10 protein-coding genes are annotated in these 14,060 nt (G+C 72.1%); 7 read left to right on the top strand and 3 right to left on the bottom strand.

The features are described from left to right. Positions 1-10: 10 nt before the first annotated feature. Entirely contained in the window at positions 11-1,039 is a 1,029-nt protein-coding gene (locus tag WMF12_RS42395; protein WP_437854401.1) for a hypothetical protein, read from the top strand. 150 nt (positions 1,040-1,189) lie between these two features. Further along, the gene (locus WMF12_RS42390) at positions 1,190-1,639 is read left to right on the top strand and encodes a universal stress protein (protein WP_437712908.1); all 450 of its coding nucleotides are present in this window, start codon (positions 1,190-1,192) and stop codon (positions 1,637-1,639) included. 16 nt (positions 1,640-1,655) lie between these two features. On the opposite strand, the gene WMF12_RS42385 is transcribed toward WMF12_RS42390, so the two are convergent. Beyond that, entirely contained in the window at positions 1,656-2,201 is a 546-nt protein-coding gene (locus WMF12_RS42385; RefSeq protein WP_437742409.1) for a chalcone isomerase family protein, read from the bottom strand. A gap of 395 nt (positions 2,202-2,596) precedes the next feature. Here WMF12_RS42385 and WMF12_RS42380 point away from each other — a divergent pair, with 395 nt between their 5' ends. The 3 genes from WMF12_RS42380 (at position 2,597) to WMF12_RS42370 (ending at position 7,372) form a co-directional block, all read left to right on the top strand. Next, a complete protein-coding gene (locus WMF12_RS42380) occupies positions 2,597-4,114 on the top strand; it encodes a vWA domain-containing protein (protein WP_437854400.1) in 1,518 nt (505 codons plus the stop codon). 491 nt (positions 4,115-4,605) lie between these two features. Beyond that, positions 4,606-5,802 (top strand): aminotransferase class V-fold PLP-dependent enzyme, encoded by a 1,197-nt coding sequence (locus tag WMF12_RS42375; protein ID WP_437854399.1) that lies wholly within the window; start codon positions 4,606-4,608, stop codon positions 5,800-5,802. Positions 5,803-6,037: 235 nt separating this feature from the next. Beyond that, entirely contained in the window at positions 6,038-7,372 is a 1,335-nt protein-coding gene (locus tag WMF12_RS42370; RefSeq protein WP_437854398.1) for a hypothetical protein, read from the top strand. Between the two features lie 243 nt (positions 7,373-7,615). Here the strand turns inward: WMF12_RS42370 and WMF12_RS42365 are convergent, their stop codons facing one another. Continuing rightward, positions 7,616-7,936: a hypothetical protein gene (locus WMF12_RS42365; protein WP_437295945.1), complete on the bottom strand. Its 321-nt coding sequence runs from the start codon at positions 7,934-7,936 to the stop codon at positions 7,616-7,618. 1,496 nt (positions 7,937-9,432) lie between these two features. On the opposite strand from WMF12_RS42365, the gene WMF12_RS42360 reads away from it, so the two are divergent. Beyond that, positions 9,433-11,055, top strand: a complete 1,623-nt coding sequence (locus WMF12_RS42360) for a thiamine pyrophosphate-binding protein (protein ID WP_437742405.1) — start codon at positions 9,433-9,435, stop codon at positions 11,053-11,055. Positions 11,056-11,060: 5 nt separating this feature from the next. After that, positions 11,061-11,582, top strand: a complete 522-nt coding sequence (locus WMF12_RS42355) for a M17 family peptidase N-terminal domain-containing protein (RefSeq protein WP_437295943.1) — start codon at positions 11,061-11,063, stop codon at positions 11,580-11,582. A gap of 19 nt (positions 11,583-11,601) precedes the next feature. Here WMF12_RS42355 and WMF12_RS42350 read toward each other — a convergent pair whose 3' ends face one another. After that, positions 11,602-13,668 carry an ATP-binding protein gene (locus WMF12_RS42350; RefSeq protein ID WP_157907273.1) on the bottom strand — a complete coding sequence of 689 codons (2,067 nt, stop codon included), beginning with the start codon at positions 13,666-13,668 and terminating at the stop codon, positions 11,602-11,604. Positions 13,669-14,060 lie beyond the last annotated feature (392 nt).

Genomic DNA, 14,060 nt, shown 5'->3' with positions numbered 1-14,060 from the left:
GGGGGGCTCGATGGCGGTCGCGAAGGCGAGGACGATCCGGGAGCAGGCGAACCACGCGCGTTACCGGCCGGGGCAGCGGGGCGGCTTCTACGAGAGCTTCTTCCAGCGCGCGAACCACCCGACGCGGCCGCTCGCCTTCTGGATCCGGTACACGCTGTTCAGCCCGGCCGGGCGGCCCGAGGCCGCGGAGGGTGAGCTCTGGGCGGTCTACTTCGACGGCGAGTCGGGGCGCCACGCGGTCGCCAAGCGCGAGGTCCCGTTCGCCGGGCGCTGCTCGTTCGCCCGCGACAGCCTGGCGGTCGCCATCGACGGCGCCCGGCTGAGCCTCGGCAGGCTCACCGGCGCGGCGGGCGAGGGGGAGCACGCCATCACCTGGGACCTCGCCTACGAGGGCGGCGGGGAGCCCCTGCTGCTGCTCCCGGCGGCCCTCTACGGCGCCCCGCTGCCGAAGGCGAAGGCGCTGGTCGGCGCGCCGATGGCCGTCTACAGCGGCCTCCTCCGCGTCGCTGGGCGCGAAGTGGGCGTCTCGGGCTGGGTGGGCAGCCAGAACCACAACTGGGGGACGAAGCACACGGACCTCTACGCCTGGGGGCAGGTCGCCGGGTTCGACAGCCACCCGGACAGCTTCCTCGAGGTCGCCACGGCTCGACTGAAGGTCGGACCGTTCTGGACGCCGAACATGACGCCGCTGGTCCTCCGGCACCGCGGCGAGGAGATCGCGCTCAGCTCGCTCGTCCAGTCGGTCCGCGCCGATGCCTCGTTCGACTACTACACCTGGCGCTTCCGGACGGAGACCGATCGGCTGAGCGTCGAGGGGGAGATCTCCGCGTCCGCCGGCGATTTCGTGGGCCTGGCCTATAGGAACCCTCCTGGCGGCGTGAAGCATTGCCTGAACACCAAGATCGGGGCCTGCACCGTCACCCTGCGGCGGAAGAGCCTGGGCCGCGAGGTCGGGATCGAGACCCTGACGACGGCGCGGCGCGCGGCGTTCGAGATCCTCACGGACGACCGAGGCCATGGCGTGATGATCCGCGCCTGATCCACGCTGGACGCACCGTCCGCGGTGCTCGGCGCGGGCGGCCGGGCCGGCGCGGAGGCGCGGGGCGCCGCCGCCGAGCGATGCGCTGCGCGTCCGGCGCCAGGTCGGCTAAAGAAGGTGCGGTACGTCACCGCACGAAAGGCGGACGCCATGAGTCTCAAGCACCCCCGGACCATCCTCGTTGCACTGGACAGCTCCCCCAAGGCGTCGCTCGTCCTCGCGGAGGGCGTCGATCTCGCGCAGAAGCTCGGCGGCAAGCTCGTGCTCGTGCGCGGGATCGGGCTGCACCACAGCCTGCCCGCGGAAGCGTTGAACGAGTCGCCGACCCGCGTCCCCGAGATCCTGGAGCGGAGCGACCGCGAGGAGCTCTTGCAGCTCGCGCGCGACGTGCCGCCCGAGCTCCTCGCGAAGGTCGTGATCCACGTCGGCGTCGCCTGGGAGGTCATCTGCCGGACGGCCGACGAGGAGAACGCGGATCTCATCGTCATCGGGTCGCACGGCTACTCGGGCATCGACAAGGTGCTCGGCACGACGGCGGCGAAGGTCGTGAACCACACGAACCGGTCGGTGCTCGTGGTGCGCGACAAGCCGTCGGACTGACAGCGGCTCGCCTGCCTCAGCGCAGCCTGGCGATGAGCTCGTCGCTCAACGTGGGCTGATCGATCTTGCCCAGCCAGATCCGCCAGGTGGCCTTCATGAAGTCGACGCCTGCCACGGTCGCCGTCCCGCCGCCGGCGACCGTGACGGTGGTCGCCTTCGCGCGCGGGTCGTACGCGATGGTGACCTCCGCTCCCGCCTTGAGGTCTCCCTCGAACGCCGCCACGAACCTCTCGATCTTCGGCGTGTCCGTGTATCGATTCAACGCATACGCCTCCCGCAGCGCCTTGACGATGCTCGCGCGGTCGACGTCGCGAAGCATCGTCCAGACGAACTTCTTCCCCGTGTCCATGTCGATGACGGCGTCCTTGGACCTGGTGGCAGGGAGCTGCTCCATATAATGGCTGATCCGATAGACATCGACGTGGAGCACGCCGATGGTCCTCACGCGGACGCCCGTGCCGGTGAGCGTGTAGCCCGGCAAAGCAAGGAGGCTCCCGACAGCGAGGAAGACCGCCGCGAACGCGGCGAGAAGAGCTGGAGATTTGCTTCGCGCGAGTTGCATCGGATCGACCTCCTCCGGCATCGCCGCTCCGTGCGGCGCATCGTGTCTGGGCGCCGCGGTCCGGCGATCGCCCATCGACGGTCGTGAATGAGCAAGACCTGAACCACCGACAGAGGGACGTCGGGAGTCGCAGATCTCGCGAGATCTCGAGATGGGCCCTGGAGTCAGGCACAGACGACCCATGGATGTGTGCTCGGAGGGGGCTCCGGGCGCGGAGCGGCGGCCTTTCGCCGGTGCGAGGACCGGCGGCGGTGATGCCGACGCCGGCTCTCCCGGAGATCTTTTTTCGGCCCGGTCCGTAGAAGCCGCGCGCTGCGGAGCCCGGGAGATCGCGGCGGAGGGACGCGGGTCCCCCCGTGGGCCGCGCCATGGCTTGCGGCGGAAGGAGCTTCTCGATGCGGACGATGCTCGCTGGATTGCTGATGGGATGGGCGGCCCTGGGCTGCACGGCCAGCGCGGCGGCGCCTCCGGGCGCGACCGCCGCGGCGGTCGCGCCGGGCGCAGCGGCGCGGGAGGAGGCGGCGAAGCCGGTCGCCGTGGCCGCGGCCCCGGCGGAGCCGGCCGAGCCCTCGGCGGCGGCGGCCGAGGCGCCGTCGTCCCGGCCGGAGCCGGCGCCCGCGGGGAACCAGGGCGTCTGGATCGGCGCCGCGGGCGCGAGCGCGTTCGCGCTGCCGGGGACGCGCGAGACGCAGCTCGGCGTGTGGGTCGATGTCCCGGCGGCGCGCGCGGCCCGCGGACAGCCGCGCGCGCCGGCGGCGGTCGTGCTGCTCGTGGACGCCTCCGGCTCGATGCAAGGCCCCAAGATGGAGAACGCCCGCGCGGCGGCGCAGGCGTTCGTCGACAGGCTCCCCGACGGCGACCTCGTCTCGGTCGCGTCGTTCGCCGACACCGCGCAGGCGCGCGTCTCGCCGACGGTGCTCGGCCGGTCGACGCGCCCCGCGGTGGCGCGCGCCATCGCCGCGCTCGGCCCCGACGGCAGCACCAACCTCTTCGCTGGCCTCCAGCTCGCGGAGCAGCACGCGCTCACGGCGCCGTCGACGCACGCCGTCCGGCGCGTGGTGCTCATCTCGGACGGCCAGGCGAACATCGGGCCTTCCTCTCCCGACATCCTCGGAGCGCTCGCCCAGCGCGGCGCCGCGCACGGGGTGCAGATCACGTCGATCGGGGTGGGGGCCGACTACGACGAGCGCACGCTCAACGCGCTCGCCATCGGCTCCAGCGGCCGGCTGTACCACCTCACCGAGGCGCGGGAGATGTCCTCCGTCCTCGAGCGCGAGCTCGCCCTGCTCCAGACGACGGCGGCGACGGGCGCGTTCGTCGAGATCGTCCCGGCGCCCGGCGTGGAGCTGCTCGACGTCCCCAACGAGCGCACCGAGCGCTCCGGGGACGCGCTCCGGGTGCTGCTCGGCACGATGTTCGGCGGGCAGCACCGCGAGATGCTCGTGCGGGCGCGGGTCACCGCGCCGGCGGCCGGCTCCCACCCGCTGGCGAGCGTGCGGCTCCACTTCCGCGACGCCGAGAGCGGCAATCTCCCGCGCGTGCAGGAGGTGGTCGCCCGCTACGATGTGACGAGCGATCCGGCCCTCGTCGCCGCGCACCAGAACGAGAAGACCCAGACCATCGCCGCGGTGATGGACGCGGGCATGATGCAGCTCGACGCGGCCCAAGAGGTGAGCGCAGGCAACTTCGGCGCGGCCGAGGCGAAGCTCGCGGCAGCGGAGGACCGGCTCCGGCAGCAGGCGGCGCGCGCCCGGTCGGACAAGGAGAAGGAGCGCGCCGTCCAGGCGGCCTCGGCGGTGGCGAGCGCGCGGAAGACCGCGCGCGCGGCCGCGGCGGCTCCGCCCTCACCCGCGGCGCGGCGCATGGATGCGCTCGAGATGAACAGCGCCTCCCCTGTCTGGTCGGGCCGCTGATCCGGCGCCGCGGCCGAGGCGCGCCGCCGGCGCCTGCCCGTTGCGGATGCCTGCCTGTCGCCGCTGACGCCTGGCCGTTGCGGATGCCTGCCTGCCGCCGCTGAGGCCTGCCCGCGGCTGATGGCTGCCCGTCGATGATGGGCCGTCATGGTGGGCGGGCGCGGCGTCCATTATGAGAGGGCAGGTGCGGTGTCCATCATGGGACCGAAGATGTGATGTCCATCGTGGGATGGCAGGTGCGGTGTCCATCATGAGAGGGCAGATGGGATGCCCGTCATGGACGACCGGACGCGATGTCCATCATGGACGGGTTGACCGGCTCTGCACGACCGGCGGCACCCGGTCATGGTTGATCCATGAATCAACGTTGATGATGCAATCCATCATGGATTTGGAGATGCTCCTCGCGTGGCCCTCGACAGGGGTCGGAGCCCGCGCGACATTGTTCCGGGCCCTCCGGCACGTCGCCTCCTCGGGGCCCGCTCCTCGCCATGAACCCGAACGCCTTCCCGGAGTCGCGCGCCGCCGCCGTGCGCGAGCTCTGGTCGCTCGACCCGGCCGTCACCTTCCTGAACCACGGCTCGTACGGCGCCTGCCCGCGCGCGGTGCTCGAGGCGCAGCAGCGCTACCGCGAGCAGATCGAGCGCGAGCCCGTCCGGTTCTTCCTTCGCGAGCTGGAGCCGCTGCTCGACGCGGCCCGAGGCGCGCTCGCCTCGTTCGTCGGCGCTGACCTCGACGACCTCGTGTTCGTCCCCAACGCGACAATCGGGGTCAACACGGTGCTGCAGTCGCTCTCGCTGCGACCCGACGACGAGCTCTGCATCACCGATCACGGGTACAACGCCTGCAACAACGCGGCCGAGGCGGTCGCGGCCCGCGCTGGTGCGCGCGTCGTGGTCGCGCCGGTGCCGTTCCCCATCGAGGCGCCCGAGCAGGTGGTCGACGCGGTGCTCGCGCGCGTGGGGCCGCGGACCCGGCTCGTCCTCGTCGACCACGTGACGAGCCCGACGGGGCTCGTGTTCCCGGTCGCCTCGCTGATCGCCGCGCTCGCGGAGCGCGGCGTCGACGTCCTGGTCGACGGCGCGCACGCGCCCGGCATGGTGCCGCTCGATCTCCGCGCCCTCGGGGCGGCCTATTACACCGGCAACTGCCACAAATGGCTCTGTTCGCCGAAGGGCGCGGCGTTCCTCCACGTGCGGCGGGACAAGCAGGGCGCGGTCCGCCCTCTCTCCATCAGCCACGGCGCCAACTCGCCGCGCACCGACAGGTCGCGCTTCCTGCTCGAGTTCGACTGGACCGGCACGGCCGACCCCAGCGCGGCGCTCTGCGTCGCGGACGCGCTCCGCGCCATGGCCGCGCTCATGCCCGGCGGCTGGCCCGCGCTCCAGGCGCACAACCGGGCGACGGCGCTCGCCGCGCGCGACCTCCTGTGCGAGGCGCTCGGCTGCATGCCGCCGAGCCCCGACGCGATGATCGGCGCGCTCGCGACGGTGCCGCTCTCCGACGCGCCGTCGTCCCGGCTGCGCCTCGATCCGCTCCAGGACGCGCTGCTCGAGCGATGGGGGATCGAGGTGCCGGTGTTCGCCTGGCCCGCGTCGCCCCGGCGGCACCTCCGGATCTCGGCCCAGATCTACAACGACAGGCCGCACTACGAGCGGCTCGCGGCCGCCCTCGCCGCGCTGCTGTAGCGGCGCGCGGCAGGGCCCGGCCCCGCGCCGCTGCTCCGCGGCGAAGCGCCGCGCGGCGCTCGCCGCTGCCTCCGGGTCGCCCCATGCCCGTGTCGCTGCGGGATGGCGCTGGCGCTGCGGGATGGCGCTGGCGCTGCGGGGCGGCGGTCGCGCCACCCGAGGCGCGTCCAGCGCTCGCCGGAGCAGACCGCGCGCGCCCGCCGAGACGATAGGATGCGCGCTCCAAGGAGACACGATGCCACGTCGAATCCTGGTCTTGTCCTCGCTTTCCTGGCTGGCGGCGACCCTCGCGGTCGCGTCGTCCGCTGCGCAGCCCGCGACGCCTCGCCCGGCAGCGAGCCCTGCGCCCTCCGCGTCGGCGGGAACCCCTCCGGCACCTGGTGCACGGCAGCCGCCCGCGACGCCGGCGCCGGGCACACCGCAGCCGCCGGCGTCGGGCACACCGCAGCCGCCCGCGACGCCGGGCGCACCGCAGCCGCCGGCGCCGGGCGCACCGCAGCCGCCCGCGACGCCGGCGCCAGGCACACTGCAGCCGCCCGCGGCGCCGTTGCCCAGCGGGCCGCCGCAGCCCCCGGCGCTCGGCGCGCCCGAAGCGGGCGCACCTGAGCCGGACGCCTCGCCGCTCGCGCCGGAAGGGGCGCAAACCGCGCCGGGGGCTGCCGGGCCGCCCTCGGACCCGGCGCCGCCTGACCGGAAGCCGGGCGGGGTGGAGGCGGGCCGCAAGGGCAGCACGCCGGCGCCCTGGGCCCTGTCCCTCTCGGACACCGAGCTGGGGCCGCCGCCCGCGCGCGCGTCGGGCGGCAGGACAATCGACGAGGGGACCGTCCCGCTGAGCCAGCGTGGCGCGATCGGCCTGGAGACCTCCTCGTTCACCGGCGGCGACGGCGCGGTCTCCGGGCTCGCGGTCGCCCTCTTCGCCCGCATGCCGTTCGCCCAGCACACGTTCCTCGATGTCCGACTCCCGTTCGGGCTCGCGATGGCCGAGCGCACCGACGCCGTGCTCGGCAACGTGACGCTCGGCGCCCATCACGTCGCCCGCGTCGGCCGGACGTTCTGGCTCACGGTAGGCGGCGACGTCGGGCTCGCGACGCTCTCGGGCAAGACCCACCACCACGCCAGCTACGAGCCCGTCAGCGCCAGCCGGGCGTACTGGGATCTCCACGAGTACTTCCCGAGCATCCTCCCCATCCACGCGCGCCTCGGCGCCGAGGCCCACGTCGGCTCACTGGTGATCGGGCGCTTCCAGCTCGAGCCGGTGCTCTACATCCCGCTCGGCCGCAACAAGGAGTACGAGGTCGCGATCCAGCACGCCGCCGAGCTCCAGATCGGCCACGGGATCGGCGGCGGCGTGCGCGTGCAAGGGATGGCGCTGCCCACGTTCGACAACGTGAGCATCCGGCACGCCGTCGCACGCAATCTCTACGTCCTGGCCATCGAGCCTTTCCTCGCGATCGAGCGCAACCTCGCGTTCCTCCGGACGGGCCTGCTGCTGCCCTTCGACGAGGAGCTCGGCCCGCCGCTCGACCACACATGGGGCTTCCACTTCACCGCGGGCGTCCGCGTCGACTGAGGCCCGCGGCCGGGGCGCCCGGCGGCGGGCCACGCCTGCCCGGCGGCCGATCCCGCAGCGCACGAACCTGCACCCCCGCTCTACAGCGGTTTCCGCCCACCTCTGCACCATGCAGAGCAGAGCGGCGGTCTCCCGCACAGGAGACGGGCCCAGATCGGCGTTTTCGGCGCGCAAGCGCACTCCGGTGCGCTGAGCACCGAAAACGTCGAGGTGGGCCCGTATCCGAAGCGGGTGACCGTCGCTCTAGGCGCCGCGCGCGCGGCTCGCTTCGCCGATCGCGTGCGTGATGTGGCCCTCCAGCTCGCCCGCGGGCAGCTGCTCGGACTCCACGACGACGAGGCGTGCTCCCGCGTCCTCCGCGAGCAACTCGAAGGTCTTCGGCGCACGATCGTGCAAGTGGCTCGGCAAGACGATGGCCAGCGGGCGGAGGCGGACGGCCACCCCCCACGCCGAGCCCGCATCGCAGGAGCGGACGAGGAAACGAGCCCGCGCTGCAACCCTCCGGCAACGAGCCAGAAAATGGGGGCTGCAGTCGAGCGCCAGCACCATGGGTATCCGGATCAACTGACTGCTACTAGGGGGCTCCGACATAGGAAGATGCTACTCCAGCGAAGCGCGATTGCGCGTCCTCTTATCCCGCATAACCGATACAGAGCCTTCCCGAAATAGAAAACAACAAGCTCGCCAGCTCATGTAAGCAGTCACGCGTGATTTTGGTGTATTGGGTAACGTTCTGTGAGCGCAGGATATTTGAAATGAACGCTGCGAGAGGGGGAGGCGCCAGCGCACGAGAACCCCCGCGGGACCGCGCGTAAAATCGCCGAGAATTCGGCCCTCCTTGCGCTGCAACAGGAGCGCGTGATGCCCTGAGCGATCGCGCGTTGATGAAATGATGCACCATGGACGGAGAAGGTCTCGGCGCACACCAGTGAAAGCAACATGGCGATCGGGTGTCAGGAACGCCCGGACGGGTGAAGTCAGCGCACACGTGGTAGACGCCGCTCGGGACGTAGGTTGTGAAGGCAGCGTCCACGAGAGCGTCGCACAAGATGGCTCGTGTTCACCCCTGACGCTGCCCAGATCGCCGCAGCGGCTCCACGCCTCCAGCCCGTCGAGGCCGGTACGCCGCAAAGGAGTTGGCGAGCACACGTAATGGAGATCGTGTGTCATCGCCACGCGGCAGGTGAGCCGCGCCAGCGCCGCCGTCGGCCGGACCACCAACCACCCAGCGCCCGCCGCTCGCCGCGGCGGCGCTGAACCGGTTACGTTCCTCACAGAAGCTCGGGGGCGCCACCCACCCAGCCCCCTCCGAAATGTTTCCGCCAGGTTACGGGGAGCGCCGACGACGGAGGCGGCCGCCGGCGGCGCGATGGCCCCGCCGGCAGAGAACCGGACCCTCTCCGAGGCCGGTGGCTGCAGGGAAGGAGCACCGGGGAGAGGTCGAGAGAGGTGGCGGTGTCGAGCTGGCACCTGCAATAAGGTTCCAACTATATCATCTCGTGGCCCGGATAGAAGAGAACAGCGTCGGGGTTGTGATCGCAAAGGCGTCGGCCGTCGCGGTGAGGCGACGACCTCGCGTCCAAGGTCGGAGTCGGCGCTGTAGCGGAGCTGTATTTTTACAGCAACGCCCTGCGAAGGGGGGTTATCCTTCTCGGCGGTCGGATAGCCGACCTGATCGGGCGATAGCGTGAATCACCGGTCAGGGAGGCGGCGCGCGCGCCAGCAAGCGGGTGGTGCTCTGATCCCGAGAGAGCTCAGACGAGGTCGGGAGGTTAGGAAGAACACTTGCCTACCATCCGGACAATGGGGGTTTCAGGCGGACACGACCCCCCAGCTCCGGTGATGTTTCGAGGAGTGGACACCTCGACGCGGCGCCGCAGCGCGACGGTCATGCGGCCGTCGACGCGTGGCCCGGGGCTCGTCCCCGGAGCGCCGGCTCGGGGCGCCGAGCGGCCCGGGCCGGCGACGTGGCCGGGGCGGCGCGCTCGCGGCACGGGCGGCGGCGCGAGCCGACCGCTCGCCGGCAGGACGCTGGGTCGCACATGGTATATGCCGGCCCCATGGCGCAGGTGCACGGCGGCAGGCTTGTCTCGAAGGCCCTCGCGAGACACGGGGTGACGCACCTCTTCACCCTGTGCGGCGGGCACATCCAGGCGATCTACGACGGGTGCCTGGATGACGGCATCCGGGTGGTCGACGTGCGACACGAGCAGACAGCCGGACACGCCGCGGACGGGTACGCGCGGGTGACCGGGAGGCCGGGGGTGTGCGCCGTCACCGCGGGGCCGGGCGTGACGGACGTGGTGACGGCCGTCGCCAACGCCCAGCGCGCGGGCGTCCCGATGGTCGTCCTCGGGGGCGCCGGTCCGCGCGCCCTCGCCGACATGGGCTCGCTGCAGGACATGAACCACGTCGAGCTGATGCGCCCCATCTCGAAGTGGAGCGTCTCCGTCCCCTCGACCGATCGCATCCAGGAGTACGTGGACTCGGCCTTCCGCATCGCCCAGGCGAACGTGCCAGGCCCGGTCTTCCTCGAGATGCCGCTCGACCTGCTGATGAACTACGCCGGCGACGACGCGCCCGCCACCGCGCCCGCGGCCCCGCCTCGCCCCGGGGGAGACCCGGCGGCCGTCGCGCGGGCCGCGGCCCTGCTGAGGGACGCCGAGCGGCCCATGTTCATCGTCGGGAGCCAGCTCCGGTGGTCGCCGCGGCGCGACGCGCTGCGCCGCTTCGCCGACGCCGTGAAGGCGCCCTTCTACCTGAACGGCATGGCCCGCGGCGCCCTGCCCCACGCGCACCCGGGGCTCATGAGCCGCTCGCGCCGCTTCGCGCTCTCGCAGACCGACCTCTGCGTGGTGCTCGGGACCCCCTTCGACTTCCGCCTCGAGTACGGCCGCGCCATCAGCCCGGCGGCCAAGGTCGTCCAGATCGATCTCGACGGGAGCGAGCTCGGCAGGAACCGCCGCGTCGACGTCGGGATCGACGGGGACAGCGGCGTCGTCCTGGAGCAGCTGCTCGCGGAGGTGCCCGACAAGACGGCCGCGGCGTGGCTCTCGGCCGTGCGCGAGGCCGAGGAGCGATCGCGCGCGAAGATGCTGGCGGAAATCGCGAGCGACGGCGACCCGCCGAACCCGCTGCGCGTCTGCGCGGAGATCGGCAGGCGCCTCGGCAAGGACGACATCGTCATCGGCGACGGAGGGGACTTCGTGGCCACGGCCGCGAACGTGCTGAAGCTCGAGTGGCCGCAGCTCTGGATGGACCCCGGCCCGCTCGGGACCCTCGGGGTCGGTCCCGGCTACGCGATGGCGGCCAAGCTCGCGCGGCCAGAGGCCAACGTGGTCCTCGTGTACGGCGACGGGTCGTTCGGCTTCCACGCGCTCGAGTTCGAGGCGATGGTGCGCCAGGGCATCCCCGTCGTGAGCGTGATCGGGAACGACGCGGCCTGGACGCAGATCCGCCGGGGGCAGGTGGAGCTCTACGGCGAGGGCCGCGCGCCGGCGACGTCGCTCGACTTCACCCGGTACGACCGCGTGGTCGAGGCGCTGGGCGGCTTCGGGGCCTGCGTGGAGCGCGTCGAGGAGCTCGGGCCCGCGCTGGACGAGGCGTTCCGGTGCGGCAGGCCCGCTTGCGTCAACGTGAAGATCGCGAAGAGCGACTTCCGCAAGGGCGCCATCAGCGTCTGATCCACGTGGAGCTACGGTTCATCTCCCCCGACCTGCAGAGCCTCGACGAGCTCGACTCGGAGGTGCTCGCGTGCGCCCCGTTCAGCGACGCGCGGCCGGCCCACGGCGTGGCCGGCCTCTGCGACTGGCGGCTCGGCGGCCGGATCTCCGAGCTGAGGCGGCAGGGCCTGATCACCGGCGAGCTCGGCGAGGTCGTCATGATCCCGTGCAAGCCGCGCATGGCGTTCGACAAGCTCGTCCTGTTCGGCGCCGGCGAGCGCGACGCGTTCGACGAGGCGGTCTTCCGCGAGATCGTGCGCCGGATGCTGGCCACGATGGGCGGGCTCTGCACGCGCGCCGCCGTGGTGGAGCTCCCGGGACGACACGACGGGCTCATCCCCGCCGAGCAGGCGGCCGACGCGCTCCTCGACTGCGCGGGCAGGGAGCGCGGCGACAACGTGTGGACGCTGGTGGAGCGCGCCGAGGGCAGGCAGCAGATCACCCAGCACATGATCGAGCAGCGCCGCCGGGTGCGGCGGGCGCTCTAGCCGCGCGGCGCGGAGGGCGTCAGGCAGGCTCCTTCGGCAGGTCGACGGTGAAGGTCGCCCCCTCGCCCGGCCGGCTGTCGACCTGGATCGTCGCCCCGAGCGCGTCGGCGATCTGCCGCACGATCCACAGCCCCATGCCGAAGCCGCTGTAGTTCTCGCTGGAGACGGCGCGCTCGAAGCGCTCGAAGATGCGGGCCTGCTGCTCCGGGGCGATGCCGATGCCGCGATCCCGCACCGTCAGGCGGGCGCGGTCCGCGAGGTCCTCCAGCGTGACGTCGATGGGCTTGCCGGCGCCGTATTTGACGGCGTTCGAGAGGAGGTTCGTGACGATCTGATCGAGCCGGAGGCGATCCCACCGGCCGACGATCGAGGCGGGGGCCGACAGGTTGACGGGGCAGCCGGCGGCGCAGAGCTCCTCGCGGAACCGCTCCAGCGCCTCGTTCACCGTGGCCGCGAGATCGACGTCCTCGAGCTCGATCTGCAGGCGGCCCGCGGAGATGCGCGAGATGTCGAGCAGGTTCGTGATGAGCCGGGCGAGCCGCTCGACCTGGCGCTTGATCATCTCGAGCCGCGGCGTGGCGCGCTCGGCGGTCAGGCCGCCGCGCTTGCCGGCGCGCAGGAGGCCGTCGACCTGCAGCTGCATGGGCGTGAGCGGCGTGCGGAGCTCGTGCGAGGCGATCGTGAGGAAATCGTCGCGCGCGCGCACCGCGAGCTGCGCCTCCCGGTAGAGCCGGGCGTTGTCGACGGCGAGCGCCGCGCGCCGCGCGAGATCCTGCGCGAGGTCGAGATCGACCGCGTCATAGCGCCGGTGCGTCGAGGCGAACGAGAGCGTGCCCAGCGTGCGGCCGCGCGCCGTCAGCGGGACCGTGAGGTGCGAGGCGAGCGAGAGCGAGCGCAGCGCCTCGTAGTGCGCCTGATCGAACGAGATCGCGCGGACGAAGGAGTCGGTCACCTTGGGGATGAGCTCCGGCTGCGCCGTGCGCAGGACCCTGCCGATGCCCCGCCCGGCAGAGTCGGCCGTGATCCTGCCGAGGAGCTCGGTCGCCATCGCCATCGACGGATCCGCGTGGGCGGTCACCTGCCGATCGATCGCGCCGGACTCGTCCTGCAGCAGGAGCACGCAGATCGACGCGAAGTCGGGGAGCGCGACGCGGACCACGCGCCGCAGCGTCTCCTCGAAATCGAGCGACTCGCCGAGGATCTGCCCGGCGGAGACGAGGATGCGCTGCGCCTCGTGGACGCGGCGGCGCTCCGTCACGTCGCGGGTGACCTTCGCGAAGCCGCGCAGCTGCCCGGCCTCGTCGAAGAGCACGCTGATCACCTCGTTCGCCCAGTAGCGGGTGCCGTCCTTGCGGACGCGGTAGCCCTCCTGGATCGAGCGGCCGGTCTCCACGGTGGACTCGAGCTCCGCGGCGGGCCTGCCGAGCTCGACGTCCTCCGGCGGGAAGAGGACCGAGCAGTGGCAGCCGATGATCTCGTCGGCGCGGTAGCCGTTGATGCGCTCGGCGCCCGGGTTCCAGCTGGCGATGCGGCCGGCGGGGTCGAGCATGAAGATGGCGTAGTCCTGGACGCCCTCCACGATGAGTCGGAACCGCTCCTCGCTCTGCTTGAGGCGCCGGTCGGCGCGCGCCTCCGCCGCCTCCATCTCCCGGCGCAGGAGGAGCTCGCGCATCCTGCGGTTCTCGTCCTCGTAATGCTTCCTGCGCAGCTGGGCGCGCAGGCGCGCCTTCAGCACCGTGAGCTCGCCCGTCTTCGTCACGAAATCGTCGGCGCCGGCCGAGAGGGCGTCGAGGATCGCCTTGTGGTCGTCGCGGCCGGTGAGCATCAGCAGCGGGATCGGCCGCCACGAGGCGTTCGCCTTGATGCGGAGGCACGTGGCCGGGCCCGACAGACCCGGCATCACCATGTCGAGCAGAATGCCGTCGACGCGCGCCACCGTGAGCCGCGCGAGCGCCTCCTCCCCCGAGTGGGCGAGCACCGGCAAGTAGCCTTCGTCGCGCATCGCCGCCGCGACCTGGTTCAGGTACGTGGGGCTGTCGTCCACGATGAGGATGCGATGGGACGGCGTATCCGCTGGGCGGTTCACGGGAGCCTCCGGGGCGGGCTCCTGTGAGCGAGGCGAGTCGCCAGGACGGGACGCGTAGGGCTGGTTGAACCGGTGCAACACCCGCCGATCACCCCCCGTGGCGCCTCCACCCTCATTGGCCACCCATACAGGTTGGCATGCGTTCTCCCCCGGTCGACGCGAAAAGGCTACCTGGCCCGATGCACTTTGCGTACAGCATCCTTTTTCTACCAGCCGCCAGGCGCTCGCAACGTTGCTTCCCCCACCGAGAACCGGAATCACCGGGGAAGCGCACACGATGCGCTCTGTGGGCTTCGAGCGCCCGGCGCCGGCAGAGGGGGGCTTCCCGCGCGACAAACCAGGGAAATGACGCTTGACAAGCGGCGTGACGATCCGAGTTGCGCGTGACTCGA

It is taken from the genome of Sorangium sp. So ce363 (genome assembly GCF_051520435.1).
In the GTDB taxonomy this organism is placed as follows: Bacteria; Myxococcota_A; Polyangia; order Polyangiales; family Polyangiaceae; genus Sorangium; species Sorangium cellulosum_B.
Note: the sequence above shows the minus strand (reverse complement) of the source record. Positions and strands in the feature narration are given on the sequence as shown.